Here is a 25,900-nt window from a genome sequence, read left to right on the forward strand (position 1 = left end):
CGCGCTCAGGAGTCGGCGACGACTCCGCGACGGACGGCATTGATCGTCCGTCGGATCCGCACCGCGGTCTCGGCCTCGGCCACCTCGGCGACCTGACCGAGGAGGTCGAGGCTCTGCTTCGCCCAGCGGACGAAGTCTCCGGCCGCGATGTCGGTGCCCCGCAGCGATTCGGAGAGGCTCTTGCCCTCCGTCCAGCGGTACATCGGCTTGACCAGTCCCCTGTCGGGTTCGTCGGTGGTCGACAGGGCCTGCTGCTCTTCGAGCTGATAGAGCCGCTTCCAGATCGTCTCTGCCTCATCGGCGGTGACCTTGAGGTCCCGCGAGGGGGCACGATCAGTTCGGAGTGTGTCGCCGCGGCGGGATTGGAACACGAAGCAGGAGGCGAATGCGGCCAGCTCGGGTTCGACGAGACGGTCCCAGAGACCGGCGCGCACGGTCAGCGCCACCAGCAGGTCCCGCTCACCATAGATCCGACGCAGCATGTCCGAATGCTCCGGTTCGAAGCCGAGCGTGCGCAGGAGATGCTGCACACGGTCGAACACGAGGGCGATCGAGGTTGTTCGTCCCTCGATCCGGGAGATCAGGGATTCGTTCTCCTTGATCAGCTTCGCGGCGCGGTTCGCCCAGCGGGCGTGGATCTCACGGTCGGGGCAGTCATGGCAGGGGTGTGCCCGCATCTGCGCATCGAGTTCGGCGACCGTCGAGCTCACACCGGGACTCTTCGCCGTGGTCTCCCAATGCACATCGGGATCGACCCGACCATCGGACTTGGCTTCGTCGAGGATTCCCAGCAGCTGGCGACGGTCCCCGGCCTGCCGATGGTTGAACTTCTTCGGAATGCGGATGCGTCCCTGCGCAGCCAGCGGCTCTGTCACCTCGTGGGGACGCAGATGCCATACCTTGCCCTGCTCGGTCAGCACCGTCGGCAGCCTCGACACCCCGTCGCGGGAGGACATCGGCGCGATGATCACGGCGTATCCCTCGACGCGTTTGGTCGGCATCGTCACCACGTCCCCGGGTTTGAGCGCCGTCAGCGATTCCACGATCTCACGCTGCCTGTTGCGAGACTTCGTCCGCGTCTCCTGCTTCTGCGTATCGGAGATGGACTGGCGCAGCTGCGCGTATTCGGCGAAGTCACCGAGCTCGCACTGCATCGACTTCTCATAGGCCTCGATGGTGGTCTCGTTCTTACGCACCTTCTTCGCCAGTCCGACCACGGCCTTATCCGCCTGGAACTGGGCGAAGGAGGTTTCGAGCACCTTCGCGGCCTCCGCCGAGCTCATCCGTGAGAGCAGATTCGCGGTCATGTTGTAGGTCGGACCGAAGGCCGAGTTGAGGGCGTAGGACCGGTTCGAGGCCAGCCCTGCGAGCTCGCTGACCTCGAAGCTCGGGTGCCAGACGACGACGGCATGGCCGATCCGGTCGATGCCGCGGCGACCGGCCCGTCCGGTCAGCTGCGTGTACTCCCCCGGTGTGATCGAGACATGCGCCTCGCCGTTGAACTTCACGAGCTTCTCGAGCACCACGGTGCGGGCGGGCATATTGATGCCCAGGGCCAGAGTCTCGGTGGCGAAGACGACCTTGATGATGCCCTGCGAGAACAGCTCTTCGACGAGCTGTTTGAACTGCGGAATCATCCCGGCGTGGTGGGCCGCCACACCGAGCAGCAGGCCTTCGCGGAAGGTGTGGAATCCGAGGATGCCGAGGTCCTCGTCGGAGAGTTCGTCGCGCAGCTTCTCGATCTCCGCATTGACGATGATCTTCTCCTCCTTCGAGTTGAGATCGAAGCCGGAGGTCAGATACTGCTCGACCGCTTCGTCGCAGGCGTTGCGGGAGAAGATGAACATGATCGCCGGGAGCATGGCCGCCTCGGCCAGGGAGGACACGATCTGGGTTCGGCTGGGCCGCCGGAAGCGAGCTCGGGTGGCACGGGCACGCTTCGACCGCGGGCCGCCGTGGGTGCGGGTGGCATGGCCGAGAGCGGGATCGATCCGATCAGAATCGGCATGCGTGAAGAGGTCGTACATGCGGTGGCCGACGAGCACATGGTTGACCAGCGGCACGGGTCGGTGGGACGTGGAGACGATCGTGGTCGGTCCCCGCACCTCACGCAGCCAGGCACCGAATTCCTCGGCGTTCGAGACCGTGGCCGACAGTGAGACCATCTGCACACGTTCGGGCAGGTGGATGATCACCTCTTCCCAGACCGGCCCGCGGAAGCGATCGGCGAGGTAGTGCACCTCGTCGAGGACGACGAAACCGAGATCGGACAGGCCCTCCAGGTCGTTGTAGAGCATGTTCCGCAGCACTTCGGTCGTCATCACGATGATCGGCGCGTCCCGCCGAATCGTCGTGTCGCCGGTGAGCAGGCCGACGTTCTCCACCCCGTGGACATCCATCAGGTCGTTGAACTTCTGATTGCTCAGAGCCTTGATCGGCGTCGTGTAGAAGACGCGCTTTCCCTCATCGCGGGCGAGTTCGACGGCGAATTCGGCGATGAGCGTCTTGCCGGCCCCGGTCGGGGCGGTGACGAGGACGTCCTTGCCGTCCTGCAGGTTCGTGCAGGCCTCGATCTGGAAGTCGTCGAGCTCGAAGTCCGTGCGCGCCATGAACCGACCCAACGGGGTTCTGGCCATCTCGGCGCGGGCACGGAAGTCGGCGTAGGCGTCGGCGGGACTGGTCGAACTCGGGGATTCAGTCATTCTTCTCTTCGTCTAGGGGGTCAGCGGGGTCGACCCACAGGCCCTGGGCGATCAGGCGCTTCTTCTTGCGGCGATCGTTGAACAGGCAGATCACCCAGGCGAGGCAGAACAGGGTCATCATCGGGATGACGAGGAAGAACATCGACATCGCATCGGGGGTGGGGGTGGCGATCGCGGCGAACAGGAACACCAGCATCACGATCACGCGCCAGGAGCGTCGGATCCGGTCTGCGGAGAGGATCCCGAGCATGTTCAGACCGACCATGAGCACGGGCAGGACGAAGGCGAGACCGAAGACGACGATGATGACCATCACGAAGCTCAGGTAGTCCTGAGCCGGAATGATGTTCGTGCCGCCCTCGGGGGTGAAGGAGGTCAGCGCCTTGACCGCGTTCGGCAGGGCGAAGAACGCCATCGTCGATCCGGCGAGGAACAGCGGGATCGCGCTGCCGAGGAATCCGACGGAGTACAGCTTCTCCTTCTTCGTCAGGCCCGGAACGATGAATGCCCACACTTCGTAGAGCCAGATCGGGCAGGCGAGAAAGATGCCGATGAAGAAGGAGAGCTTGATCTTCAGATCGAACGGTGAGGCGACCCCGGCGAAGTTGATCTCCGCGGTGCGTCCGCTGGTGTCGCGGATGGTCCTGATCGGCTCCTGCAGGATGTCGAGGACCGGATCATAGAGGAACCAGCCCGCGACGGCCCCGAGCACGACGGCGATCGCGGCGATGAACACACGATTGCGCAGTTCGATGAGGTGCCCGACGACGGGCATCTTGCGTTCGGGATTCTTCCGACGAGAGGAATGGGATCTCCGCTGGCTGTTCTCTTTCACTTCTCGTGAGACTGCGGATCCTGCTTCTCTCCGGTCGGCCGGTCGGCCGCCGAGGAATCTGCCGGTTTCGACTCAGCAGACCGGGTCTCGGCAGCTCGGGCGTCGTCCGTGCGCGGCGTGCCTGCATTCGAGGCGTCCCTGCCCAGCTCTCCCGGCTTCGTCTCCGTGGCCGTCGAATCATCGTCGTCACGGAGGTCCTTGACCTCGGACTTGAAGATCTTCATCGACTGGCCCAGGCTTCTGGCCAGCTGCGGCAGCTTGGGAGCGCCGAAGATGATCACGATGATGAGGATCACGATCGCGATCTGCACGAAACTTGGTCGCATGATGGCTCCTTGGTATGGGTGTGCTGTGTCAGATTCTACGCGCTGCAGCTGAGCCTTTCATCCTCATCGCTCGGCACGCCGGACCGGACGGCTTCAGGATGGTTCGCGGCTCAGCCGAGTCGGGCCAGGGCCGCCTCGACGGCCTCAGCATCGTCGATGTCGGTGATCACCTCGGCGTGCCGGAGCAGGAATCTGCTCAGCCAGTCAACGGAGTGCACCATCACCCGCACCCGCACGGCCGATTCGGAGTTGTCCGGGTATTCACGCTCGAGCACCTCGAGTTCATCGGCCAGCCAGGCGCCGTCGGCGGAGAGGCCGATCGTGACCTCCCGCGATTGTGAGGAGGATTCGCTCACCGACAGGGGCGGGTGCGCCGCGGCCGCCCAGGAGCGGATGCTGCCGAAGGCGAAGCGGCGTGGTGCTCCGGCCGAATAGCACCAGGCGTCGACGTACCAGTCGGCTCCGGGAATCAGCCGGGCGGGCGCGATCGTGCGATGCGTCAGTTCGTCGCGGGAGGCCACGTAGTAGTCGATGCTCACCGCGGACTCCGTGTCGATGGCCTGGCGGAGGAACTCCATGAGCTCCTCGTCGGCGGGAATCGGGCTGACCTCGACGGTCGTGTGCAGGTTCTCCCCCGCCGCCAGACGCAGCTTCTCGGCGGCGCTGCGCACGGCCGCGGTGTCGAGTCCGGGCAGGGCATCGAGGAGGTCGAGGGCGAGTACGAGGACTCCGGCCTCCTCGGCGCTCAGCCGCACGGGCACCGAGACCTCTTCGGCATTCGAGATGTGGATCTGGCCGCCTTCCCACGACGCATCGATGAGGTCATCGGGCATGTGACCGGGCCGACCGGTGACGAAGAGCAGCTGCAGGTCGTCGATGAGGGTGTCGGAGTCGATCCCGAAATAGGCGGCGGTGTCCTCGAGGTCGGCACCGGGGTGCGCGTCGAGGTAGGGCACGAGGCTGAGCAGGCGGGTCAGTCGCTCACGCGCTGAGGACATTGCGACCTCCGAGTCGTCGAAGTGAGCTGCGGATCGTCTCCCGGCGGGCGGCGACGGCGCGAGCGAGCTCCTCGGGCTCGACCACCTCGACGGCATCGCCGAATCCGACGATCTCCGCGGCCAGGCTCTGCGCATCGGTGTATTCGATGACGATCTCGTCCCCGTCGCTGCGCACCTGCCGGCGGCGCAGCGGATCGGCCCGATGCGCGCCGATGCGCAGCCGTGCCTCGGTCACGACAGCCATCTCCGAACTCGTCGAGAGGGTGACGTCGGCGGCGAAGTCCGCAGGGATCTCGTAGTCGCCGAGTTCGCGGCCGCCGAGCTTCGTGATCCGTCCTTCGACGCGGGAGAGCCGGAAGGTCCGCTGGGCATCCCGGTCGATGTCGAAGCCGAGCAGGTAGACGCGATCACCGCGGCTGAGCAGGGCATAGGGTTCGAGCCTGACCTTGCGCGCCGACTGCCCCGGCTTGTGATAGGTGAAGGCGATGGCCTCACGGGCGTTGATGTGGTGAAGGGCGGTGGCGAAGTTCGCACTGCCGAGCTTCTTCGCCGCCGGCGGCTGGTCCGGTCCCGCTCCGCCGGGAGCAGCGTCGCTGAGGTCGATGCCGAGGGCACGCAGCTTCGTCAGGGCCTGAGCACTCGACTCCCCGAGCTCCGTGTCCGACCAGAACCTGGCGGCCACGGCCACGGCGGCCGCCTCGGCGGGGGTCAGCTCGACATCGCCCATCGCATAGTCATCGGCGGAGATCCGGTACCCGGTCTCCCCCGCATCCCCGTAGACATCGTGTTCGGCTCGGGTGGCGATAGTGATGCCCATATGCCGCAGCAGCTCCTTGTCGCGGGAGAACTTGCGGTCGAAGGCCACATCGTCGAGTCCGGCGTAGCCGTCGATGACGGTCATCAGAGTCTTCCGAGACACCCAGCCGCGGGCGGCTCGCAGGGCGATCAGCAGGTTGAGCAGACGTTCGGTCTGCTGCCTCTGTCTGCTGGGGCGGGGTGTGTTCACAATTCCACCGTAACCTAATGCGGGCGATAGTCTTAGGATCATGATTCATTGGCGCAGAGGAATCGTCGACGCGATTCGGACCACCCGGCCAGGATACACAGAGGTCGAGGTCGATCTTGACCAGGCTCTGCCGGGGACGACGATCACGCACATCAGGGCGATCGCCTACACCGAGGCCGTCGGCGATCCACGGCCCGGGGACGCGGTCCTAGTCAACGTCTCGGCTTTGGCCAAGCGTCTGGGCACGGGCGGGTTCGGACTCATCGTGGCTCTGCCGGATGCGCTTCCTGCGGATCCGCCGGAGGGTCCCGGGCATCTGGTCAAGGACCGCTATTCCCCGCTGCAGACGATGGTCCTCGGCGTCGACGATCAGGAGTCCGAACACCACGCCACCCTCGCCGAGGCGGAATCGCTCGAGTCGATGCCCGTGCTCGTGGCCGATCTGCATTCGGCCCTGCCGGCGATCGTGGCCGGCATCCGCGCGGTCGATCCCACCCTCCGGGTCGCCTATGTCCTCAGCGACGGTGCCGCTCTGCCCGCCCGCTTCTCACAGGCGGTGGCCGGGCTCAAGGACGCCGGCTGGCTGCACGGATCGATCAGCACCGGCCAGTCCTGGGGTGCCGATCTCGAGGCGGTGACGATCCACACCGGACTGCTGGCCGCCAAACACGTGCTCGGCGCAGACTTAGCGATCGTCGCCCAGGGCCCCGGGAACCTCGGCACGGGCACGAAGTACGGGTATTCGGGCCTGGTCACCGGTGAGCACCTCAATGCTGCCGCTCTCCTCGGGGGCACCCCGATCGGGGTGCTGCGGATGTCGAATGCCGATGCGCGCGGCCGTCATTTCGGGATCTCGCACCATTCCCTGACCTCGCTCATCGATATCGCCCGACCAGGGGTGGCCGTTCCGGTCCCCGACTTCTCCAGCCTCGCCGAGGTGGAGCGGGCGCAGATGGATCCCGATCCGGCCGTCGTGGCCGAGATCACGGCGGCTCAGCGGGAGGAACTGGACATGCACCGCCTCGTCGACGTCGATCTCACCGGGCTGTGGGAGGCGCTGCAGTCCTCCCCCGTGGGGCTCTCGACCATGGGACGCAGACTGTCCGCCGATGCGGCAGCGTTTCTCGCTGCCGCCGCGGCGGGCAGATTCGCGGCCGAACTCTGACCGCGGGACCGAGCCGACTGCTCGGTCTGACTCAGCGTCTCAGCGCACGTTCTCCAGGTCGCAGACGAAGATCAGCGACTCACCCGGCTTGATGACGCCTCCGGCGCCCTGGTCTCCGTAGGCCAGGTGCGGCGGGATCTGCAGGGTGCGCCTGCCCCCGACCTTCATGCCCTGGATGCCCTGATCCCAGCCGGAGATGACCATGCCGGAGCCGAGTTTGAACTCCAGCGGGGTCCCCCGGTTGTAGGAGGCGTCGAACTCCTCGCCGGTCGAATGGGCGACGCCGACGTAGTTCACGCTCACGACATTGCCGGGACCCGCCTCGGCGCCGTCTCCGATGATGTCATCGACGATGATCAGTTCGGTCGGGGCTTCGCCCCCGGGGAAGTCGACTTCCGGTTTCTGCTTGCTCATGGTTCCTCCTGTTGTGAGTTGTCGTCTGCGGTCTGCTGCACTCAGCCCTGGGCCGAGAGGATGTCGATGACGAAGATCAGGGTCGCATCGCCCGGAATGGACGGGGGGCTTCCCTGTTCGCCGTAGCCCTTGTCGGGCGGGATGACGAGGACGATCTGGCTGCCGACCTTCTGACCGACGAGGCCTTCGTTCCAGCCGTCGATGACCTGCGCCTCGCCGACCGGGTCGACGGCGAAGGGCTGTCCGCCTTCCTTCCAGTTCGAGTCGAAGTACTTCGAAGTGTCGTCCCACAGCCAGCCGGAGTACTTCACGGCCACGCTCTGGCCCTTCTTCACCTCGGGACCTTCGCCCTCGATGGTCGTATAGGTCTCGAGTTCGCTGGGGGCCTTGCCCTCGGGCTTCGAGATCGACGGTTCTCCGTTGTCTCCCCATTCGACGGTCACCGGGTTGTCCCCCTGGTCGACCTTCTCGCCTTCGGCGCGGGTCAGCGGCTTCGTGGTCTTCTCGACGTCGATGACGTAGACGAGGGTCTGATCGGGCTGGCCCTGCTGGGCGGCGCCGTTGAGCGACATCACCACGCGGGAGCCGACCTTGACGTCGATGAGCGCGTTGTAGAGATCTTCCGAGATCTGCGACTTGTCCATCGGGAATCCGGCCGGGGACTTCGAATCGTAGCTCGATTCGATCTCCTCACCGCTCGTGCCCGAAATCAGCGTCATCTGCGCGGAGACCTGCTCGCCGTCGGCGATCTTCTCGCCCTTGCCCTCGCTGATGACGGTCTTGCCGGTCTTGTCGATGACGAGGGGGGCCTCGAAGCTGACCTTCGGCTTCTTCCCGAAGTCGCCGTCGACCTTGACCTCGTCGAGGCTCGTCGATTTCGCGTCCTCTGCGGAGACGGAGGGCGGGGCGCTGGCGGTGTCCTCGGCTTCCTCACCCTGCCCGCAGGCGGTGAGCAGCAGCAGACCCGCGGCAATGGCACTGAGCACTCTGGTGCGCACGTGGTTCCTTTCGTCACTGTGGCCGAACAACGGCCGGATCACTGAGAGATCTTACAGGCCGGCGATGAGTGCCTCGGCCTGCGGGTGCGTGGGTTCGAAGGGATTCTTCAGCGCCACCGCGCGCCCGGATTCGTCGTTGAGGCGCAGATGCACCCAGTCGACCGTGTAGTCGCGGCGAGCCGCGTGGGCAGCCCGGACGAATTCGCCGCGGATCGCCGCCCGGGTCGTTGCCGGAGGCACGTCCTTGGCCGTGGTCCGGGCCTCCTCGCTGACGAGATTCTTCGCCATGCCCGAACGCTCGAGCTTCGGGAACAGGCCCGTGTCGGGGGTGATGTCGTGATAGGCGATGTCGAGCCGCTGGATCCTCGGATCGGTGATCGAGTCGATGCCTCTGGCCATCGCCCGGTCGATGAGCGTCTTCTTCATCACCCAGTCGATCTCCGTGTCCACGGCGGAGAAGTCCTGGGCCTCGACGGCCTCGAGCATCCTGGTCCACAGATCGATGACGTAGTCAGCGATGCCGTCGCCGCCGAGGCTGTGGTCGCCTTTGTCGACGAGCACGCGGGCCCGATCCCGGTAGTCGGCGAGCAGGCCCAGCGGGGTCGTCGTCGTTCCGTCGGTGCGTTCGAGTCTGACGCCGCCGGTGAGGTCGCGGGCGACGAGGCGGATGTCCCTGACCGGATGGCGCAGTCCGTTCTCGGGGATCCTGGCGCCCTGTTCGATGAGGTCGAGCATGAGCACCGCGGATCCGATCTTGAGCGCCGAGGTGGCCGTCGACATCGAGGAGTCCCCGACGATGACGTGGAGTCGGCGGTACTTCTCCGCATCGGCGTGCGGTTCGTCACGGGCGTTGATGATCGGCCGGGACCGGGTGGTCGCCGAGGACAGTCCCTCCCACATCACGTCCGAGCGGGCGGAGAGGCCGAACATCATCTCGGACCGGTTGGCATCCTCGTCGGGGGCGAAGGACGACTTCTGCGGGATGATGGCCCCGGCGCCGACGAGCAGCTGCCGGGTCACGAGGAAGGGCAGCAAAACCGTGGTCAGCCGGTTGAAGTCGAGGGTGCGGCGGATGAGGAAGTTCTCGTGGGAGCCATAGGAGTTCCCGGCCGCATCGGTGTTGTTCTTGACCATGTGGATCCGACCGCCCAGGCCGTCGGCGGCCAGTGCGGACTGGGCCTGCTCGAGCAGGTCGATCATCAGCGCCTCCCCCGCCCGATCCTGGGTCAGCAGATCGGTCAGCGAATCGCATTCGGCGGTGGCGTATTCGGGGTGGGAGCCGACATCGAGGTAGAGCCGGGAGCCGTTGGGCAGGAATACGTTCGAGGACCGTCCCCATTCGACGATGGGCCGGAACAGGTACCGCGCGATCTCCTCGGGACCGATGCGTCGGTCACCGGTCTGCGCGGTGTGGGCGAGCCCGTATTCGGTCTCGAGTCCGTAGATGCGTGCCATTCAGTCCTCCCGCAGCGCGGCAATGGCTGCGTCGTCGAGTCGTTTGAAGGTGCGGTGCCCGACGGCGGTGCGATCGAGGATCGCCGCTTCCAGGTCACTCGTCGGCAGCGGCCCCGAGGTCGCGGCGGCCAGGGCTCGAACTCCGTGGTCGACGACCTCGCCCAGAGTCAGCGCCGAGGTGGCCAGGCCCTTGAGGCTCGCGGTGATCGCATCGGCTTGGCCGCCGATGGCCACGTGTTCGGATTCGTCGATGACGGAGCCGTCGTAGCTGAGTCGGTAGAGCTGGTCGGTCTCCGGTGTGAGGCCGAGTTCGGCGACGACGAGTTCGACCTCGAAGGGCTTCGACTCGGTGGTGAAGACCCCGGCCAGGGTCTGTGCATAGGCGTTGGTCAGTCCCCTGGCGGTGACATCCGTGCGGTGATAGGAGTACCCGCGCAGGTCGGCGTAGCGGACTCCGGCCTGTCGCAGAGTCTCGAACTCGTTGTATTTGCCGACCGCGGCGAAGCCGATCCGGTCGTAGATCTCGGCGATCTTGTGCAGGGTCGGTGAGGGGTTCTCCGCGAGCAGCAGAATCCCCTGGTCGTAGCGGAGGACGACGACGGAGCGGCCGCGGGCGATGCCTTTGCGGGCGAAGTCCGCCCGGTCCTTCATCAGCTGTTCGGGTGAGACGTAGAACGGGGCCTGGCTCATGACGGATCCTCACTCATGACTGTGCCTTCCGGGTCCGCCGCTCGACCACCTCGGCGGCCACGGCCAGGGTCGTTGCGGTGTCGATCTCCTGCACACCGGATTCCAGATCGACGGTGCAGATGGTCGGGGCGATGCGGCGGACGAAGTCGGGTCCCCCGGTCGCGGAATCGTCATCGGAGGCATCGAACAGGGCTTCGACGGCCACGGTCACAGCCGCCTCGGGGTCGAGCGCCGGCTGCCACAGCTTCTTCAGTGCCCCGCGGGCATAGCCGGATCCGGAGCCGATCGCATGGAAGCGGTGCTCCTCGTATTTGCCGCCGGTGACGTCGAAGCTGAAGATCTGACCGGCCGGGGTCGAATCGTCGACGCCGGCGAACATCGGGACCACGGTCAGGCCCTGCATCGCCAGTCCCAGATTCCCCCGCAGCATCGAGGCCAGACGGTTGGCCTTGCCGTGCAGGGACAGCCGCGCCCCTTCGATCTTCTCGTAGTGTTCGAGTTCGAGTTGGAACAGGCGGATGAGGTCGAGGGCGACTCCCGCAGTCCCGGCGATGCCGATGACGGAGAAGTCATCGGCCGCCCGGACCTTCTCCATCGAGTGGGAGGCGATCATATTGCCGATCGTGGCCCTGCGGTCCCCGGCCATGAGGATGCCCGAGGCGGTGCGGAAGCAGATGATCGTGGTGCCCTCCGGCACCTGCTCGGCCAGGTGGCGGCCCTCACCGATCGGCAGCGTCTCGGGGGCGACGCTGCGGGCGAGTTCGACGAAGGAGTTGCTCGTCGAACTCAGAAATGCGGGGCTGAAACCCGACATCTCATTGGCCGCCCTTCTGCACGAAGTTGCGGACGAACTCCTCAGCGTTCGTTTCGAGGACTCCGTCGATCTCGTCGAGGATGGAATCGACGTTCTGGGTGTTGATCTGTCCCTGCACGGCCTCGGGCGGGTCGACGGGCGGCTCTCCGCCGCCGGCCGAATGATCCTTCTGCACCTGCTCCTGTGAACTCATCATGTCCCCTTCAGTCGTTCTTCGTCTTCAGTCTATCGACTCCGAGTGCCTCGAGCAGGCCTGCGGAGGTCTCGATCCCGGACAGCCGGTCCTCGAGCAGGGCGCGAGTGCCCTTGAGCGGTTCGCTCATCGGCAGGCGCACGACCCCGAAGTCACCGGCGTTGAGGACGAGAGAGTCCCAGCTGGCGGCCACCAGGTCCGCGGAGAAGCGCGTGATCGCAAGGGATCGCAGGTAGGCCCGGGTGCCTTCCGGTGCCGCGGTGACTGCGGCCTCCACCTCGGCGTCGGTGGTCAGGCGCCGAATCCGGCCCGCCTGCTCGAGCTTGTGGAACAGGCCCTTCTCCGGGCGCACATCGTGGTACTGGACGTCGACGAGCGCGAGCTTCGGGTGATCCCAGTCGATGCCTTCGCGCTCACGGTAGCTTTCGAGCAGCACCCATTTGGCGACCCAGTCGATGGAGTCGGCGAGGCTGCGCGGGTCTTCGGCCAGTCCGTCGAGGAACCGACGCCATTCCGCGAGCACCGAGGCGGTGTCTTCGTCGTCGCCGGCGTGCTGCGCGCAGGCCGAGTAATAGGCTTCCTGGACCTGCAGGGCCGTCATCGTCGATCCGTCGCTCAGCGGCAGCTCGGCGGCGAGGTCGAGGTCGTGGCTGACGTCCCACAGTGCCTGCAGGGGGTCGGCGAGTTCGAGCCGCGGGGCCAGCCCCGCCTCGATGAGGCCGAGCACGAGCGAGGTCGACCCGAACCGGACGAGGGTCGCCGGTTCGGCCATCGTGGCATCGCCGATGATGACGTGGAGCCTGCGGTACTTCGCGGGGTCGGCGTGCGGTTCGTCGCGGGTGTTGACGATCGGGCGCCGCAGCGTCGTCTCGAGTCCGACCTCGGCTTCGAAGAAGTCCGCGCGCGAGGAGATCTGGAAGCCCGCGGACTCCCCTTCCCGGCCGATGCCGACCCGACCCGATCCGCACAGGATCTGTCGGGTGACGAAGAAGGGGATGAGGCCGGCGACGATGTCGTCGAAGTCCACACCGCGGTCGACGAGGTAGTTCTCATGGGTGCCGTAGGACGATCCCTTGGAGTCCGTGTTGTTCTTGTACAGGTTGACCGGTTCCCCGGACTTCTCCAGTGCCCGCACCGAGGCCAGTGCGACGAGGTCCCCGGCCCGGTCATAGGCGACGAGATCGCGGGGGGTCAGCACCTCCGGGGAAGAGTATTCGGGGTGGGCGTGGTCGACGTAGTAGCGGGCCCCGTTCTCGGTGACGACATTGGCCAGGTACTGGGCCTCGACGTCTTCGGCGGGCACGTGGGTGAGCTGCGAGGAATCGGCGTCGGCGATGTTCATGAAGAAGCCGCGCGCATCGGCCAGGGGCGATTCGGTGGCGAAGTCCCAGAAGTTCTGGGAGGACCGCAGGCCGCGGGGTCCGGCATAGGCGTCGACGACACGCGCCGAGTCCCGCATCGGATTCGCACGCGGATTGCCCGGTTGGCTGAGGCCGAACTCGGTCTCCGAACCCATCACTCGGTGGACGCTGAGCATCTCATCTCCTTCTCACGACTAGACTCGAGGCCGTGGCAGCCAAGAAATCCCATCTCCCGATCGCCCTCACAGTCGACCTCGTCCTCGTGGTCCTGTTCACGATCGTCGGTCATTACACACATTCTCACAATTTCGATCCGCAGGGGCTGATGACCACGGCGTGGCCGTTCCTGCTCGGACTGCTTGCGGCCTGGGTGCTCACCGCCGTCTGGGATCGACCGATCTCGCCCCTGCGCACGGGCACCGGCGTGTGGGCGATCACCGTGCTCATCGGACTGGTGCTGCGCGGCGTCACGGGCGCCGGCGACACCCCGGGAGAGATTCCGGTGACCTTCATGATCGTTGCCACGAGCCTCAACCTCATCACCCTCGTGGGCTGGCGGATCATCGCCACCGCGGTGGCCGGCGGATCCGGGAAGCGCCGAGGCGGCCGCTGAGCCTCGTGCGCTGATCCCGGGATCACGCGGATCCCGGTACCGCGTCGAGCCCGGGCTCACACGAGGTCGGAGTTCGGGTACACCTCGGCGATGTCGGTCTCCAGGGGCACCGCGGGTGCACCCCGAGTGGTGTCGAGGTGCATCATCCGCAGGTGGGTCACCCGTTCGCCCTTGCGGCCGGAGATCCGCGCCCACTCATCAGGGTTCGTGGTGTTCGGCAGATCCTCGTGTTCGCTGAATTCCTCGGCGATGGCCTCGTCGAAGTGTTCGGGGCGCAGACCGCGCTCCCCGGTCTCGAGCAGGCACTTGATCGCCGACTTCTTGGCCCGGTCGACGATGTTGTGGATCATCGCTCCGGAGGCGAAGTCCGAGAAGTGGAGGATCTCCTTGGACCCGTCGGCATAGCTGACCTCGACGAATTCGTTCTCCGCGCTCTGGGCGAACATTCTCTCCACGCAGTGCGTGATCAGGGCGTCGACCGCCTCGGCGGCGGTGGCGTGTCCGGTGAGTACGCTCGGGTGGAGCGGAAGATCGGTCGTCAGGTACTTCTCGAAGATGTCTCGCGCGGCCTCGGCGTCGGGCCGTTCGATGCGGATCTTGACGTCCAGGCGACCGGGACGCAGGATCGCGGGATCGATGAGGTCCTCACGGTTCGAGGCGCCGATGACGATGACGTTGTCGAGCTGTTCGACGCCGTCGATCTCGGTCAGCAGCTGGGGCACGATCGTCGTCTCCACATCGGAGGACTTGCCGGTGCCGCGGGTCCGGAACAGGGACTCCATCTCGTCGAAGAAGACGACCACGGGGAAGCCTGCCGAGGCCTTCTCGCGGGCGCGGGCGAAGATCAGACGCAGCTGACGTTCGGTCTCGCCGACGTATTTGTCGAGCAGCTCGGGACCTTTGATGTTGAGGAAGAAGGTCTTGTGGGACTGCTCGGAACCGGTCCGGTCGGCCAGGGAATTCGCGACCGCCTTGGCGATGAGCGTCTTGCCGCAGCCGGGAGGTCCGTAGAGGAGGATGCCCTTGGGCGGTTTGAGTCCGTGCTCGGTGTAGAGCTCGGGGTGTTCGAAGGGCAGCTCCACGGCATCCTTGATCTGACCGATCTGGTCGGCCAGGCCTCCGATGTCGGAGTACGTGATGTCCGGGACCTCTTCGAGCAGCAGCGAGGACACCTCGGGCTTCTCGACGACCTGCAGGGCGTAGTGCGTGCGGGTGTCGACGACGACGGCATCGCCGACGCGCAGGCTCGCACCGACGAGGGAGTCGGCGAGGACGAAGACCTGTTCGTCATCGCCGGGCGCACCGACGAGGATCCGGGTGTCGTCGACGAACTCGCGGACGTTGACGACCGACCCCACGGGCGGGAACTCCCCCGTGCCGATGATGACGAGTCCTTCGGACAGGAGCACATCGGCACCGGCGAGCAGCTTGGCAGGTTCGACCTCGGGGCCGATCGCGACGCGCATCCGACGTCCGCCGACGATGACGTCGGCGGCCAGACCCTTGTCATCGACGGCGACCAGCGTGCCCCAGTTGTTCGGGGGTTCGGTCAGCCGACGGGCCTCTTCCTTGATCCGTCCGAGTTCGTCGCGGGCGGTGCGCAGGGTCTTCGACAGCGCCTCGTTGCGTTTGCCGGCGCTGTAGAGCTGTTGGCGCAGTGAGGCCGTGTCTTCGCGCAGACGCTTGACCTCGGTGGTGGTCTCGGTCTCGGTCATTGGTCCTCCTTCGACCCGGGGGTCGGCTGTGTGCGTTCCAAGCGTTTGCCTGCCTCGCGCATCACGCGACGCAGCTTCTTCCCATGTGCGACTCGAGCGCCGACGGCGGCCTCGGTGACTTCGGGTTCGGTCCAGGCGGCGACGTCCTCGGCCGCGGCGGTCGCTCCTTGGGGGCGCTTCTTCTTCTCCAGAGGCGTCACCCCCGGTGCCATCCGGCGGGCGATGATGAGGAACCCGGTGTGGGCGATCATCCGGTGATCGGGACGCACCGCGAGACCGTCCACGTGCCAGCCGCGGACCATGGCCTCCATCGACTCCGGTTCGGCATAGCTGCCGGTCTCGCGCAGGGCCTCGACGAAGCGGGAGAGCTGCGGGACGGTGGCGACGTAGGCGATGACGATGCCGCCGGGAGCCAGTGCCTCGGTGACCGCTTCGAGGGTGTTCCAGGGGGTGAGCATGTCGAGGACCACACGGTCGACGGTGCCGGCTTCATAGGCCTGGGGCAGGGTCTCGGCGAGGTCGCCGACGGTCACCGACCAGTTCTCGGGTTCGCCGTCGAAGAAGTCGGCGATGTTGCCGGCCGCGATGGTCGCGAACTCCTCACGCAGTTCGAAGGAGTGGACGGTGCCGGTCGGCCCGACTGCGCGCAGCAGCGCCATCGACAGGGCACCCGAGCCGACGCCGGCTTCGACGACGGTGGCTCCGGGGAAGATGTCGCCGAGGGTGACGATGAGTCCGGAGTCCTTCGGGTAGACCACGGCGGCGCCTCGCGGCATCGACAGCACGAAGTCCTCATAGCGGGGACGGAAGACCTGGAAGTCCACTCCCCCGGTGTTCGTGACGACGATGCCCTCGGTGCGGCCGATGATGTCATCGTGGTTGATGAGTCCCTTATGGGTGTGGAAGACCTCACCGGGACCGAGCACGATCGTGTGCATCCGTCCCTTGGGGTCGGTGAGTTGGATCTTCTCCCCGGGATGAAGGACCCGATGAGGTTGGGTATGGCTTACCTGAGTCATGATGTGACCACTCTACGCTGGTGGGCAGCGCCTCGGCACACCCGGTTCAGGCGGCGAGAAGCTCGTCGAAGAATTCCTGCAGGTCGATGACGCCGACGAGGGTGTTTCCGTCCATCACGAGGCTGAACTGCGCCTTCGGTCGGTGGGTGAGCGATTCGAGCAGATGCGGGGCGGTGATGTCCTTGGGCACGCCGATCCATCCGGCCAGAGGTCGGGCGACCTCACCGGTGGGTACCGGAGAGAGGTCCTCGGCGAGCCGTCCAGCCGCGGCGTGCCGGTCCACGAGCCCGTAGGGCAGTCCCTTCTGATCGAGGACGACGATGAGCGTGCGCTCCTTCGCATTGCCCAGCGTGTTCGCGTAGTCGAGCGTGTCGGCGAGATCGGCGTCCCAGGTCGCGGCGATCGCCGGCTGGATGACCTGGGACAGGTCGTAGGTCTCCATCTTCCGTGCCCGCTTGGCGTGGGTGGCCGCATCCCCTGCGGAGAACCACAGCATGATCGCGATGAGCGACATCCAGGCCACCGTCAGCGGGTCGGGTCGATCGCCGGCCAGCAGCGGGGTGATGACCGACCAGCCGATGAAGCCGATGGCGATGATGCGTCCGACCCAGCTGGCGACGATCGTGCCGAGGTACTGGGAGCCGGTGATGCGCCACATGATCGCCTGCAGCGCCCAGCCGCCGTCGAGAGGGATGCCCGGCAGCAGGTTGATCGCGCCGAGGGCGACATTGGCGAAGGTGACGGCGATGAGCAGCAGCCACGGCACCGAGGTCGGGCTGACCGCGCTCAGGCACCACCATCCCAGCAGGGCGAGGACGATGTTGACGATGGGCCCGACGATGGAGATGACGAAGCTCGTCGTCGCGGCCTTGTCGCGCGGGTTGTCGACCTGCGGTTCGAACCGGGTGAAGCCGCCCCAGATGTTGAGCTCGATGGCTGCGACCTTCTGCCCGTAGAATTGTCCGGCGACGCCGTGGGCGAGTTCGTGGAGGAACACCGAGGCGAAGAGGAGGACCGCATAGGCGAAGGCCACGAACCAGGCTCCGACGCCCAGGTCCGGACGCACCGTGTTCAGCCACGGAGTGAAGAGAATGGTGATGACCACGGCGGCGAGAAACCAGGACCAGGCGAGGATCACCGGGGCGCCGAGAACAGTCCCCAGGCGCACGCCGGAGGACGCACCGATCTGGTGACTTTTCGCAGCCATCGAAGGAATTCCTCTGCTTGGGGGTCGGGGGTTCTCAGCCTAACAGCGAGACGGGCTCCGCCGCTGGTCGACGCGGCGGACGCAATCAAGTCGTTGTCGTGTCAGTGTGAGTCGTTACAGTGGTGACATGGCCGTGCTCACCAGTCTCTCGCCCTCTCGGGCCAATGACTTCATCCAGTGCCCCCTGAAGTTCCGGTTCCGCAGCATCGACAAGCTTCCGGAGCCGCCCTCCCAGGCCGCCTTTCGGGGCACCGTCGTCCACTCTGTGCTCGAGAAGCTGTTCACGGCCCCTGCCGAACAGCGCACCACCGACCATGCCCAGTCTCTGCTCATGCCCGCGTGGACCGAGCTCGTGGACAAGGACCCCGAGGTGCTTGAGATCTTCACCACAGAGGCCGAGCAGGCGGAGTTCTTCACCTCGGCGCGGAAGCTCCTCGACGCCTACTTCACGCTCGAATTTCCCGAGCACCTCGAACCGGATGAGACGGAGAAGTTCGTCCGCACCACCTTGGACAGCGGTCTCGAGCTGCGCGGCTTCATCGATCGCATCGACGTGGCGCCAGGCGGGGAGAAGCGCCTCGTCGACTACAAGACCGGCAAGCAGCCGAAACCGCAGTACGGGCGGGAGGCGAAGTTCCAGATGGGCTTCTACGCCCTCGTCGAGTATCGGCTCACCGGTGAGCTCGTGCACACCCTGCAGCTGATGTATCTGGGTTCGCGCAGCGTGCTCAAGTCCCATCCCACGATGGCTGACATCGAGGCGACGCAGTTCGAGATCGACGCGATCTGGAAGGATATCGTCGCCGCTGCGCAGACCGACCGGTGGCGGCCGCGGAAGTCACCGCTGTGCAATTGGTGCACCTTCAAACCCCTGTGTCCGGCCTGGGGCAACGCCGCGCCGCCGACTCCGGAGATCACCGAGATCGTCGGCGCCTGAGCCGCGTCCGGCGGGCGCGCAGGGACCTGCGAGATCCCGCACCTCGGGTCAGGCGGACTGCCGGGCAGTGAGCTCCCGCAGATCGTCGAGTCCGCGACCGTGCAGGCCCTCCCACAGGATCCGGCCGGGCCGATCCTCGAGCTCCACGAGGTGGGGAACGCCGATCGCGATCGTCCCGGCCGCCTCGGCGCTGGCCAGACCGGGCTTCGAATCCTCGATCGCCACACAGTCAGCGGGGTCGAGTCCCAGCAGGGCCGCGCCCTTGAGATAGGGCTCGGGATCGGGTTTGCCGGCATCGACCTCGTCGCCGGAGATCAGACCGGCGAAGCTGCCGGCGGGGCAGGCGGCGATGACCGCCTCGGCGAGCCTGCGGTAGGACATCGTGACCATCACACAGGGGACGTCCTCGGCGCGCAGGGCTGCGAGAAGTTCGAGAGCTCCCGGCCGGAAGGGCACCGCTTCCTCGATGAGGGCGATGACCGAATCGATGAGCGTCTCCACGATCTCCGGGACCGGGAGTTCGAGGCCGGCCTCCTGCATCATCCGCGCCGAGGTGCGCAGGTCGTTGCCGACGAATTCCAGTCCCTGCTCCTCGCTCCAGGAGATTCCGTGCGCGTGCATCAGTTCGGTTTCGGACCTGATCCAATACGGTTCCGTATCGACCAGGGTTCCGTCCATGTCCCATAGGACTGCGGCTGGGTTCGTCATGTTTCCAGCGTAATCTTGAATCATGAGTTTTCTTCCAACGGGTGGCGCCTCACTCGTCTTCATCGCCTTCGAGGGGCAGGACGCCGATGCTTCCGAGGCCGCGAGTTCACTGGTCAAGGATCTCATCGAAGTCTGGAACCTCCACGACAGTGAGATCTTGGACACGGACGGCTTCTACGAGTTCCGCTTCTCCGAACCGGAGATCATCCGCGACGAGGACGGACGAGCTTCGATCGCCTGGCCCGGAGTCGAGGTCCACCGCGGAGAGAATGCGGGCATCCCGATCACCGTCATCCAGGGCCACGAACCCGGCCTGAAGTGGCGCGAATTCCTCTCCCTCATCCTCACCCAGGTTGGGCCCGAGGATTCGGTCGTCCTCCTCGGCGGCCTGCATGCCGAGATCCCGCACACCCGGCCGATGCCGGTGGTCGCGAACACGGAGGACCCGGTCGTGGCCGAGGAGCTCGGCATCGACGTCAACGGCTACGCCGGTCCGATCGGCATCCTCGGCCTCCTCGGCGTCGAATGCCGGTGGCGAGGTCTGCGGGCGATCAACCTGTGGGTGGGCGTGCCGGACTATCTCACGGATTCGCCCTCACCGAAGGCGGAGCTGTCCCTGGCCAACGCCGTCGAGCGGTGCACGGGAATCGAGATCGACATTCCCGTCCTCGAGGAGGAGTCCCGGGCCTGGGAGCTCGGCGCCGATAAGCTCGTCGCGCTCAATCCGCACCTCGTGGAGATGGTCAAAGGGCTCGAGGAGCTCAATGACTCGGCCGATCTGCCCGAGGCCAGCGGCGACGCCATCGCCGCCGAGTTCGAACGCTATCTGCGCAAACGCGGCCGAGAGAAGTAACCGCAGCCGGTGAGTAACAGGCTCAGTCGGTCAGGGCGATGCCGAGCAGCGCATCGACGGCGTCGGCGACGCGATCGCCGCTGACCGGCGCAGTCTCGGTCGGCTCCGAATCGGCATAGTGCTCGGCCCATTCGTCGAGGATGCCCAAGGCGCGAGGACTGTCGAGATCATCGGCCAATGACTCGCGCAGCAGTCCGATGATGTGGCCGCGCAGGCCTTCCCTGCATTCCGACTCACACCGCGCGGCATGCTTCCAGGCCCGCAGGCGGGCGGAGGCGGACTCGAGCAGATCGTCGGTGTAGTTCCAGTCGCTGCGGTAATGGTTCGACAGCAGCACGGTGCGGATGACCATCGGGTCGACGCCCTGTTCGCGCAGCTTCGAGACGAGCACGAGGTTGCCCTTCGACTTGCTCATCTTCTCACCCTGATAGCCGACCATGCCGGTGTGCATATAGGTCGTGGCCAGCGGCTGCCGCTTCCAGGCCGCGGCGTGGGCCGCGCTCATCTCATGGTGCGGGAAGACGAGGTCGCTGCCGCCGCCCTGCACATCCACGGGCATGCCGGCGTATTCCTCGGAGATGACCGTGCACTCGATGTGCCAGCCGGGTCGGCCCCGGCCGAGGCTGCCGCCGTCCCAGGCGGGTTCGCCCGGGCGCTCGGCCCGCCACAGCAGCGGATCGATCGGATTGTCCTTGCCGGGGGTCTCGGGGTCTCCCCCGCGTTCGGCCGAGAGCCTCTGCATCGTCGACCTGTCGTCATGGCTGACGCTGCCGAAGGGCGGCTGGATGGGCGTCGAGACCCGGTAGTAGACGTCGCCGTTGTCCAAGGTGTAGGCCGCACCGGAGGCGACGAGATCTTCAACTGCCCGCACGATCTGCGGAACCGATTCGACGACTCCGATGAAGCTCTGCGGCGGAATCACCCGCAGCGCCTGCATGTCCTGCCGGAACAGTTCGATCTGAGTCTCGGCGAGCTCCCGCCAGTCGACCCCGGTCGAGTCGGCCCGCTCGAGCAGCGGATCGTCGACATCGGTGGTGTTCTGCGCGTAGACGACGTCGATGTCGGCATCGCGCCACACCCGGTTGAGCAGGTCGAAGGCGACATAGGTGGCCGCGTGGCCGAGATGGGTGGCGTCGTAGGGGGTGATCCCGCAGACGTAGAGGGCCGCCGAGCGCTCACGCACCTTGAGCTTACGTGGGCTTCTGGCGGCGGTATCGAAGACCGTCGGCGCCTTGCCGGAGCTGGTGAGGCGGGGCAGTTGAGGTTCGGACCATGACTTCACGCAGACCAGCCTAACCGAGTCCTTCGGCAACGGCACCTCCGGCAGGGTCCGCCGAGACGAGCTCAGATCGGCGGCCAGGGAATCGCCGTGCGATCCTCGGGTGGCTCCGGGAAGAATCCGTCCTCGGCCAGGGCCTCGGCTCGGGCGGACAGGGCCGTGATCTCGGTCGCGGCCAGACAGTCGTCGAGGACGCCGCGCAGACCCGCAGACATCTCGGCCACCTCCGCGAGGGCATCGAGCTCCTCGACTTGGAAGGAGGAGTGAGAGAAACCCCACAGCACGGTCCGCAGCTTCTCCTCCGGGTGGAAGGTCAGCCCGTTGTCGATGCCGCGGGTGGCGATATCGGTGTCAGCGAGGCTGGGCAGGCAGGCACCGGTGATGACGTGCCCGGCCTTGCGGTCGGCGTTGTTGGCCAACAGGTCGAAGAACGACAGTGCCCGCAGCGGCGCCGAGGTGGTGTGGGAGAGGACGAGGTCCCGACCGTCCTCGGTGCGCAGGGCGAACATCGGAGCGTAGTCGTTCGGGATCGCATCAACCGCGCTCAGCGCCACCGGGTCCGCACCGCCGGCGTCCTCGACATAGGCCTGCAGCGATCCCGTCCCGGCGGGCAGGTCCTCGCGCAGAACCGTCGGTGGAATGACATCGAGTCCGAGGTGGGCGCTGAGTCGATGGGCGGCGGTCTCCCGCAGCGCCAGGGTGCCGGAGGGGAAGTCGTGGAGCGGTCGTTCTCCGGAGATCGGTTTGTACACGGCCTTGAGGACGCGGCCCTCGTATTCGACGACCATCAGCCGGGTGTCGTTGCTCGCCCGCGGGATCACGCCCATCTCCGTGCAGGCGCCCTTGGTCAGCGCGGTGACGAGGAAGGATTCGTCCATGCCGCCTCAGCCGCGGGGAATGCCGTTGGCCCGGGGGCAGAGGTGGCCGTCGGGCTCGAGCGGGAGCGAACAGAACGGGCAGTCTCCGCGGCCGGCATTGACGACCTGTTCGCCGCGGCGCGAGAACTCACGGGCACCGGCGGCGTCGAGGACGATGCGGAGCACATCGCGTTCGACCTCATCGTCATCGGGATCGGCCGAAGTCCCCGCCTGCGCATCCTCCTCGGTGAGTTCGAAACATTCGACGACGAGTTCATGGGCCACGGTGTCCCAGCCCAGGCTCATGGTTCCGACCCGGAACTCCGGTTCGATGGGCACGTTGAGGCCGGCGTTGTCGATGCGCTCGTCGAGCGCGGTCTGGGGCACGCGAGCGGCGGGGTCCTTGATCATGACCATGTCGAGGAGTTCGGTGATGCGGTCGGCGAGGATCTCCACCTGCTCCTTCTCGACGACCACCGTGGTCAGCGCCGATCCCGACTTGGCCTGGAGGAGGAAGGTGCGTTCTCCGGGCAGTCCGATCGTGCCGACGACGAATCGTTCCGGTGTGGGGTGGTCGTACAAAGCTGCCATGCCTTTAGCCTAGTTCAAACCCTTACATGTCGGTCCCGCCTGGGATACATTTGAGTTATGAGCACTGATCCTCGTGAGGCCCTGGATGCGTTCCTCGAAGCAGTGAGGGAACACTACGCCGCATCCGCACACCGCAATGGAGACCAAGATCCGCGAGTCGAAGCCGCTTACATGGCCTTGGCCGATGCCTTCGAAATCTACGAAGACGCGATCTACACCGCATTCGACGAGGTCACACCCTTCGAGCTCTTCGACGATGTCGAGGACGCGAAGGACGACGATGAGAGTGGGCTCGACGAAGAATTCGAGCTCGCTGAGGACGATGAGGACGCCTGAAGCCTGACCTGAACGGCGTCTGATCCGACCGGCACCTGACCCGGCCGGCACCTCAGGAGATTTGTTCGAGGACCTCGGCGATCTCTGGTTCGAGCTCGATTACGTCACCGGTGAGTTCGGCTAGCTGCTCCGGGGTGCGTGCCGAGACCAGTGAACAGGCGATCCCCTGGTGGCGGTTGAAGGCCAGAGCGATGTCCGTGGTCGAGACTCCCAAGGCCGCAGCGGCCTTGCGCACACCGGAGAGCACCCGTGTCGAGGGTTCATCCAGGTAGGCCGCGACGTAGTCGCTCAGCTCCCCGGCGAGGCGAGAGTCCTGCGGAGTGCCGCGCCGATACTTGTCGCTGAGCACTCCCCTGCCCAGACCAGCTCCGGCGATGAGGCTGACCCCGCCGTAGCGTGCGGCAGGCAGGAGCTCGTCCTCGGCCTCGCGGTTGAGCAGAGAGTATTCGGCGATCGCGCAGGCGATCGGAATCCCGGCCCCGCGCATCTCCGAGAGCTCCCAACCGGCATGGTGGGAGACTCCGACGTAGCGGATCTTGCCGAGGGTGAGCAGGGTGTCGATCGCCGAGGCGGTCTCCGCCCGATCGACCTCGGCATCGAAGACGTCGAGGATGAGCACGTCGATGTGGCCGCGACCCGTGGTGCTCAGCAGAGCGTCGACCTGATCGAGGATCCGCGCCCGACCGAGACCGACCTCGATGTGGGATGATTCACTCATGGACACGCCGACCCGAGCCATCACCAGCAGCTCTTCGGGAAGACTCAGCTGAGCCAGCACAGCCGCAGCATGGCGGCCCGAACTCGGCAGCTCGACGAGGTTGCCACCAGCGAGGACATAGTCGTCGAGGAGGCGCTGGGCGACGACGGAATCGACCCGGTGACCCCATTCGAAGGTCCCGAGACCCACTTCGCTGACGTCGAGGCCGGTGGTGCCGAGGCGCTGCATCTTCATGATTGTTGAGGTTACCCGATGTGGCGGCTACCGTGGTTTCGTTCCCATCCCCCTTTTTCAAGGAGTCGTATGTACGACTGGCTGGTCGCCGCTGTGCTCGGAATCGTGCAGGCGCTGACGGAATTCCTTCCCATTTCGTCCTCGGCGCATGTGCGCATCGTCGGTGAGCTGATGCTGCCGGGCTCGGATCCGGGCGCCTTCTTCACCGCCATCATCCAGATCGGCACCGAGGCGGCCGTCGTCGTCTACTTCTGGCGTGACATCGTCTCGATCATCGGCAAGTGGTGCAAGGCGCTGGTGGGACGTCATGATCGCAAGGATCCCGAGGTCCGCCTCGGTTGGCTCATCATCGTCGGTTCGATCCCGATCGTCGTCATCGGTCTGCTGTTCCAGGACTACATCGAAGGTGCGCTGCGCAGCCTGTGGATCACCGCGACCATGCTCATCGTCTTCGGCCTCATCATCGGCCTCGCCGACTGGGTCGGCAAGAAGCAGCTGACGCTTAACGATATGAAGTGGGGCCAGGGCATCCTCTACGGCCTCGCCCAGGCGCTGGCCGTCATTCCCGGCGTCTCCCGGTCCGGCGGCACGATCATGGCCGGTCGGTTCATGGGCTTCTCCCGGCCCGCCGCTGCCCGCTATTCGTTCCTGCTCGCGATTCCCGCCGTCCTCGGCTCCGGGTTCTACGGCGTCTACGAGACGATCGGCAGCACCGACATGGTTCTCGGCTGGGGCCCAACGATTCTGGCCACGGTCATCTCCTTCGGCCTCGGACTCCTCGTCATCCATTGGTTCCTCAGCTATGTCGAGACGAAGTCCTTCGCGATCTTCGTCTGGTACCGAGTGGCCCTGGGCATCGTCCTCTACGTGCTGCTGGGCACCGGCGTCCTCGCAGCCGCCTGACCGGCGCGGGTGACCGATCAGCGCGGGTGACCGATCAGCGCAGGCCGCCGCCTCCGGGGGCTCCGCTGTCGGCCAGCCCGGCCGCGGTCACCGACATCGCCGTGAGCACGGGACGCGTACCCGAATAGTCGATGACGGTGAATGAGCCGGGAGCGACCCCGATGCGCTGGAAGTCATCGAGCGGCATGTTCAGGGCATCGGCGATGATCGCCTTGATGATGTCGCCGTGGGAGACGAGCATCCCCCACCGCGGCGGGGAGTCCTTCTCTCGCTGTTCCTTCTCCCGCTGTTCCTCCTGAGCAAGCTCGACGACGAGCGATCGGACCCGGGAGACGGCGCGCTCGGCCGCCTCGGCGAGGGACTCCCCTCCCGGGAACCGCGCCTGCGATGCACGCTCGAGGACCGTCTTCCACAAAGGCTCTGCGGCGAGTTCCTTGAGCGACCGCCCGGTCCAGTCGCCGTAGTCGAGTTCGATGATGTCCTCGCTGACCTCGACGGAGTCGAACTCGGCGGCCCGCTGCGCGAATTCCGCGGTCTGTTCGCACCGGTGCAGCGGGGAGTGCAGGAGTCGGGAGAACCGTCGCTGCGGAAGCATCCGCAGGGTGGCTTCGAGGGCGTTGACACCCTCATCGGTCAGCGACACGCCGGGGGCGCGTCCGGCGAGGATTCCTGCCGTGTTGGCACTGGAGAGACCGTGCCGCAGAAGGACGATGACGGGCATGCCACCAGACTAGCCCACCATCGTCTAGGGTGGGCCTATGAAACGTCAGCGGCCACGTATGACCTACGAGTTTCGGAAGGTCTCTTTCTCCAAGGATGTCCCGCGCTCGGTCAGTCTGCAGGAGCTCAACGACGAGTGCGAATACGGCAAGTGGGAGCTGGCCCGGACGCGGATCTCGGTCGGCGGGGTGCGCACGGTATGGTTACGGCGCAAGATCATGCCGCTGACCCTGAGCAGCTGAGCCTCGACACG

At 66.1% G+C, this 25,900-nt stretch carries 28 protein-coding genes; 7 read left to right on the plus strand and 21 right to left on the minus strand.

Annotated features, from left to right (window positions below; all coding sequences use genetic code 11):
- Window positions 1–5 precede the first annotated feature (5 nt).
- The 5 genes from CV023_RS03205 to CV023_RS03225 all read right to left on the minus strand — a co-directional run bounded on the left by CV023_RS03205 (window position 6) and on the right by CV023_RS03225 (window position 5,867).
- Window positions 6–2,702: a DEAD/DEAH box helicase gene (locus tag CV023_RS03205; protein WP_230744008.1), complete on the minus strand. Its 2,697-nt coding sequence runs from the start codon at window positions 2,700–2,702 to the stop codon at window positions 6–8.
- Complete coding sequence (gene tatC / locus CV023_RS03210; protein WP_230744389.1) at window positions 2,695–3,477, minus strand: twin-arginine translocase subunit TatC; 783 nt, start codon at window positions 3,475–3,477, stop codon at window positions 2,695–2,697. The genes CV023_RS03205 and tatC overlap by 8 nt, the downstream gene beginning before the upstream one ends.
- 56 nt (window positions 3,478–3,533) lie before the next feature.
- Complete coding sequence (gene tatA, locus CV023_RS03215) at window positions 3,534–3,863, minus strand: Sec-independent protein translocase subunit TatA (RefSeq protein ID WP_230744009.1); 330 nt, start codon at window positions 3,861–3,863, stop codon at window positions 3,534–3,536.
- Between the two features lie 110 nt (window positions 3,864–3,973).
- Window positions 3,974–4,861, minus strand: coding sequence for a WYL domain-containing protein (locus CV023_RS03220; protein ID WP_230744010.1), 888 nt, complete (start codon window positions 4,859–4,861; stop codon window positions 3,974–3,976).
- Window positions 4,845–5,867 carry a helix-turn-helix transcriptional regulator gene (locus CV023_RS03225; RefSeq protein ID WP_230744011.1) on the minus strand — a complete coding sequence of 341 codons (1,023 nt, stop codon included), beginning with the start codon at window positions 5,865–5,867 and terminating at the stop codon, window positions 4,845–4,847. The genes CV023_RS03220 and CV023_RS03225 overlap by 17 nt, the downstream gene beginning before the upstream one ends.
- A 40-nt stretch (window positions 5,868–5,907) precedes the next feature.
- Between CV023_RS03225 and CV023_RS03230 the strand changes: the two genes are divergently transcribed.
- A complete protein-coding gene (locus tag CV023_RS03230) occupies window positions 5,908–7,032 on the plus strand; it encodes a DUF3866 family protein (RefSeq protein ID WP_230744012.1) in 1,125 nt (374 codons plus the stop codon).
- Window positions 7,033–7,071: 39 nt separating this feature from the next.
- Here the strand turns inward: CV023_RS03230 and CV023_RS03235 are convergent, their stop codons facing one another.
- The 7 genes from CV023_RS03235 to dop are packed head-to-tail and all read right to left on the minus strand — an operon-like array spanning window position 7,072 to window position 13,133.
- Entirely contained in the window at window positions 7,072–7,446 is a 375-nt protein-coding gene (locus CV023_RS03235) for an FKBP-type peptidyl-prolyl cis-trans isomerase (protein WP_230744013.1), read from the minus strand.
- A gap of 41 nt (window positions 7,447–7,487) precedes the next feature.
- Window positions 7,488–8,444 (minus strand): FKBP-type peptidyl-prolyl cis-trans isomerase, encoded by a 957-nt coding sequence (locus CV023_RS03240; RefSeq protein WP_230744014.1) that lies wholly within the window; start codon window positions 8,442–8,444, stop codon window positions 7,488–7,490.
- A gap of 51 nt (window positions 8,445–8,495) precedes the next feature.
- The gene (gene pafA, locus CV023_RS03245; RefSeq protein WP_230744015.1) at window positions 8,496–9,899 is read right to left on the minus strand and encodes a Pup--protein ligase; all 1,404 of its coding nucleotides are present in this window, start codon (window positions 9,897–9,899) and stop codon (window positions 8,496–8,498) included.
- Window positions 9,900–10,589 (minus strand): proteasome subunit alpha, encoded by a 690-nt coding sequence (gene prcA, locus CV023_RS03250; RefSeq protein WP_230744016.1) that lies wholly within the window; start codon window positions 10,587–10,589, stop codon window positions 9,900–9,902. It abuts the gene before it with no gap.
- Between the two features lie 13 nt (window positions 10,590–10,602).
- Complete coding sequence (gene prcB, locus CV023_RS03255) at window positions 10,603–11,403, minus strand: proteasome subunit beta (RefSeq protein WP_230744017.1); 801 nt, start codon at window positions 11,401–11,403, stop codon at window positions 10,603–10,605.
- A 1-nt stretch (window position 11,404) separates the two neighbouring features.
- Window positions 11,405–11,596: a ubiquitin-like protein Pup gene (locus tag CV023_RS03260; RefSeq protein ID WP_230744390.1), complete on the minus strand. Its 192-nt coding sequence runs from the start codon at window positions 11,594–11,596 to the stop codon at window positions 11,405–11,407.
- A 10-nt stretch (window positions 11,597–11,606) separates the two neighbouring features.
- Complete coding sequence (gene dop, locus CV023_RS03265; protein WP_230744018.1) at window positions 11,607–13,133, minus strand: depupylase/deamidase Dop; 1,527 nt, start codon at window positions 13,131–13,133, stop codon at window positions 11,607–11,609.
- 32 nt (window positions 13,134–13,165) lie between these two features.
- Between dop and CV023_RS03270 the strand changes: the two genes are divergently transcribed.
- Entirely contained in the window at window positions 13,166–13,570 is a 405-nt protein-coding gene (locus CV023_RS03270; protein WP_230744019.1) for a DUF3054 domain-containing protein, read from the plus strand.
- Between the two features lie 56 nt (window positions 13,571–13,626).
- Here the strand turns inward: CV023_RS03270 and arc are convergent, their stop codons facing one another.
- From arc to CV023_RS03285, 3 genes are read right to left on the minus strand one after another with little or no spacing between them, the layout of a single operon-like run.
- Complete coding sequence (gene arc, locus CV023_RS03275) at window positions 13,627–15,285, minus strand: proteasome ATPase (RefSeq protein ID WP_230744020.1); 1,659 nt, start codon at window positions 15,283–15,285, stop codon at window positions 13,627–13,629.
- Entirely contained in the window at window positions 15,282–16,304 is a 1,023-nt protein-coding gene (locus CV023_RS03280) for a tRNA (adenine-N1)-methyltransferase (RefSeq protein WP_230744021.1), read from the minus strand. Before CV023_RS03280 ends, arc begins: the two co-directional genes overlap by 4 nt.
- A gap of 46 nt (window positions 16,305–16,350) precedes the next feature.
- Window positions 16,351–17,511, minus strand: coding sequence for a site-2 protease family protein (locus CV023_RS03285; RefSeq protein ID WP_230744022.1), 1,161 nt, complete (start codon window positions 17,509–17,511; stop codon window positions 16,351–16,353).
- Window positions 17,512–17,638: 127 nt separating this feature from the next.
- Here CV023_RS03285 and CV023_RS03290 point away from each other — a divergent pair, with 127 nt between their 5' ends.
- Window positions 17,639–18,448: a RecB family exonuclease gene (locus CV023_RS03290; RefSeq protein ID WP_230744023.1), complete on the plus strand. Its 810-nt coding sequence runs from the start codon at window positions 17,639–17,641 to the stop codon at window positions 18,446–18,448.
- 48 nt (window positions 18,449–18,496) lie between these two features.
- Here the strand turns inward: CV023_RS03290 and CV023_RS03295 are convergent, their stop codons facing one another.
- Window positions 18,497–19,156: an HAD family hydrolase gene (locus CV023_RS03295; protein ID WP_230744024.1), complete on the minus strand. Its 660-nt coding sequence runs from the start codon at window positions 19,154–19,156 to the stop codon at window positions 18,497–18,499.
- A gap of 22 nt (window positions 19,157–19,178) precedes the next feature.
- Between CV023_RS03295 and CV023_RS03300 the strand changes: the two genes are divergently transcribed.
- On the plus strand, window positions 19,179–20,009 hold the full coding sequence (locus tag CV023_RS03300) for a proteasome assembly chaperone family protein (protein WP_230744025.1): 831 nt from the start codon (window positions 19,179–19,181) through the stop codon (window positions 20,007–20,009).
- 22 nt (window positions 20,010–20,031) lie between these two features.
- Here CV023_RS03300 and mshC read toward each other — a convergent pair whose 3' ends face one another.
- The 3 genes from mshC to CV023_RS03315 form a co-directional block, all read right to left on the minus strand.
- On the minus strand, window positions 20,032–21,291 hold the full coding sequence (gene mshC, locus CV023_RS03305) for a cysteine--1-D-myo-inosityl 2-amino-2-deoxy-alpha-D-glucopyranoside ligase (protein ID WP_230744026.1): 1,260 nt from the start codon (window positions 21,289–21,291) through the stop codon (window positions 20,032–20,034).
- 62 nt (window positions 21,292–21,353) lie between these two features.
- Window positions 21,354–22,166, minus strand: coding sequence for an SCO1664 family protein (locus tag CV023_RS03310; RefSeq protein WP_230744027.1), 813 nt, complete (start codon window positions 22,164–22,166; stop codon window positions 21,354–21,356).
- Between the two features lie 6 nt (window positions 22,167–22,172).
- Complete coding sequence (locus CV023_RS03315; protein ID WP_230744028.1) at window positions 22,173–22,736, minus strand: DUF3090 family protein; 564 nt, start codon at window positions 22,734–22,736, stop codon at window positions 22,173–22,175.
- Between the two features lie 57 nt (window positions 22,737–22,793).
- Between CV023_RS03315 and CV023_RS03320 the strand changes: the two genes are divergently transcribed.
- The gene (locus tag CV023_RS03320) at window positions 22,794–23,072 is read left to right on the plus strand and encodes a hypothetical protein (protein WP_230744029.1); all 279 of its coding nucleotides are present in this window, start codon (window positions 22,794–22,796) and stop codon (window positions 23,070–23,072) included.
- Window positions 23,073–23,124: 52 nt separating this feature from the next.
- Here CV023_RS03320 and CV023_RS03325 read toward each other — a convergent pair whose 3' ends face one another.
- The gene (locus CV023_RS03325) at window positions 23,125–24,024 is read right to left on the minus strand and encodes an aldo/keto reductase (protein WP_230744030.1); all 900 of its coding nucleotides are present in this window, start codon (window positions 24,022–24,024) and stop codon (window positions 23,125–23,127) included.
- A 69-nt stretch (window positions 24,025–24,093) separates the two neighbouring features.
- Here CV023_RS03325 and CV023_RS03330 point away from each other — a divergent pair, with 69 nt between their 5' ends.
- The gene (locus CV023_RS03330) at window positions 24,094–24,927 is read left to right on the plus strand and encodes an undecaprenyl-diphosphate phosphatase (protein WP_230744031.1); all 834 of its coding nucleotides are present in this window, start codon (window positions 24,094–24,096) and stop codon (window positions 24,925–24,927) included.
- 34 nt (window positions 24,928–24,961) lie between these two features.
- Here the strand turns inward: CV023_RS03330 and CV023_RS03335 are convergent, their stop codons facing one another.
- Window positions 24,962–25,648, minus strand: a complete 687-nt coding sequence (locus tag CV023_RS03335; protein ID WP_230744032.1) for a histidine phosphatase family protein — start codon at window positions 25,646–25,648, stop codon at window positions 24,962–24,964.
- Between the two features lie 58 nt (window positions 25,649–25,706).
- On the opposite strand from CV023_RS03335, the gene CV023_RS03340 reads away from it, so the two are divergent.
- Window positions 25,707–25,889, plus strand: a complete 183-nt coding sequence (locus CV023_RS03340; RefSeq protein WP_230744033.1) for a DUF5703 family protein — start codon at window positions 25,707–25,709, stop codon at window positions 25,887–25,889.
- The last annotated feature ends 11 nt before the right edge of the window (window positions 25,890–25,900 follow it).

Source organism: Brevibacterium sp. CCUG 69071 (assembly GCF_021023135.1).
Classification (GTDB): Bacteria; Actinomycetota; Actinomycetes; order Actinomycetales; family Brevibacteriaceae; genus Brevibacterium.

Bases quoted from the DNA above. Each gene is read 5' to 3' on its own strand.
- tatA (WP_230744009.1), bottom strand. From the start codon at position 3,863: ATGCGACCAAGTTTCGTGCAGATCGCGATCGTGATCCTCATCATCGTG.
- CV023_RS03310 (WP_230744027.1), bottom strand. From the start codon at position 22,166: ATGGACGAATCCTTCCTCGTCACCGCGCTGACCAAGGGCGCCTGCACG.
- CV023_RS03295 (WP_230744024.1), bottom strand. From the start codon at position 19,156: ATGACGAACCCAGCCGCAGTCCTATGGGACATGGACGGAACCCTGGTC.
- CV023_RS03300 (WP_230744025.1), top strand. From the start codon at position 19,179: ATGAGTTTTCTTCCAACGGGTGGCGCCTCACTCGTCTTCATCGCCTTC.
- pafA (WP_230744015.1), bottom strand. From the start codon at position 9,899: ATGGCACGCATCTACGGACTCGAGACCGAATACGGGCTCGCCCACACC.
- prcA (WP_230744016.1), bottom strand. From the start codon at position 10,589: ATGAGCCAGGCCCCGTTCTACGTCTCACCCGAACAGCTGATGAAGGAC.
- CV023_RS03335 (WP_230744032.1), bottom strand. From the start codon at position 25,648: ATGCCCGTCATCGTCCTTCTGCGGCACGGTCTCTCCAGTGCCAACACG.
- CV023_RS03235 (WP_230744013.1), bottom strand. From the start codon at position 7,446: ATGAGCAAGCAGAAACCGGAAGTCGACTTCCCCGGGGGCGAAGCCCCG.
- CV023_RS03220 (WP_230744010.1), bottom strand. From the start codon at position 4,861: ATGTCCTCAGCGCGTGAGCGACTGACCCGCCTGCTCAGCCTCGTGCCC.
- prcB (WP_230744017.1), bottom strand. From the start codon at position 11,403: ATGTCGGGTTTCAGCCCCGCATTTCTGAGTTCGACGAGCAACTCCTTC.
- CV023_RS03320 (WP_230744029.1), top strand. From the start codon at position 22,794: ATGAGCACTGATCCTCGTGAGGCCCTGGATGCGTTCCTCGAAGCAGTG.
- dop (WP_230744018.1), bottom strand. From the start codon at position 13,133: ATGCTCAGCGTCCACCGAGTGATGGGTTCGGAGACCGAGTTCGGCCTC.
- CV023_RS03315 (WP_230744028.1), bottom strand. From the start codon at position 22,736: ATGGCAGCTTTGTACGACCACCCCACACCGGAACGATTCGTCGTCGGC.
- tatC (WP_230744389.1), bottom strand. From the start codon at position 3,477: ATGCCCGTCGTCGGGCACCTCATCGAACTGCGCAATCGTGTGTTCATC.
- CV023_RS03330 (WP_230744031.1), top strand. From the start codon at position 24,094: ATGTACGACTGGCTGGTCGCCGCTGTGCTCGGAATCGTGCAGGCGCTG.
- CV023_RS03205 (WP_230744008.1), bottom strand. From the start codon at position 2,702: ATGACTGAATCCCCGAGTTCGACCAGTCCCGCCGACGCCTACGCCGAC.
- CV023_RS03325 (WP_230744030.1), bottom strand. From the start codon at position 24,024: ATGAAGATGCAGCGCCTCGGCACCACCGGCCTCGACGTCAGCGAAGTG.
- CV023_RS03230 (WP_230744012.1), top strand. From the start codon at position 5,908: ATGATTCATTGGCGCAGAGGAATCGTCGACGCGATTCGGACCACCCGG.
- CV023_RS03340 (WP_230744033.1), top strand. From the start codon at position 25,707: ATGACCTACGAGTTTCGGAAGGTCTCTTTCTCCAAGGATGTCCCGCGC.
- CV023_RS03280 (WP_230744021.1), bottom strand. From the start codon at position 16,304: ATGACTCAGGTAAGCCATACCCAACCTCATCGGGTCCTTCATCCCGGG.
- CV023_RS03285 (WP_230744022.1), bottom strand. From the start codon at position 17,511: ATGGCTGCGAAAAGTCACCAGATCGGTGCGTCCTCCGGCGTGCGCCTG.
- CV023_RS03260 (WP_230744390.1), bottom strand. From the start codon at position 11,596: ATGAGTTCACAGGAGCAGGTGCAGAAGGATCATTCGGCCGGCGGCGGA.
- CV023_RS03290 (WP_230744023.1), top strand. From the start codon at position 17,639: ATGGCCGTGCTCACCAGTCTCTCGCCCTCTCGGGCCAATGACTTCATC.
- arc (WP_230744020.1), bottom strand. From the start codon at position 15,285: ATGACCGAGACCGAGACCACCACCGAGGTCAAGCGTCTGCGCGAAGAC.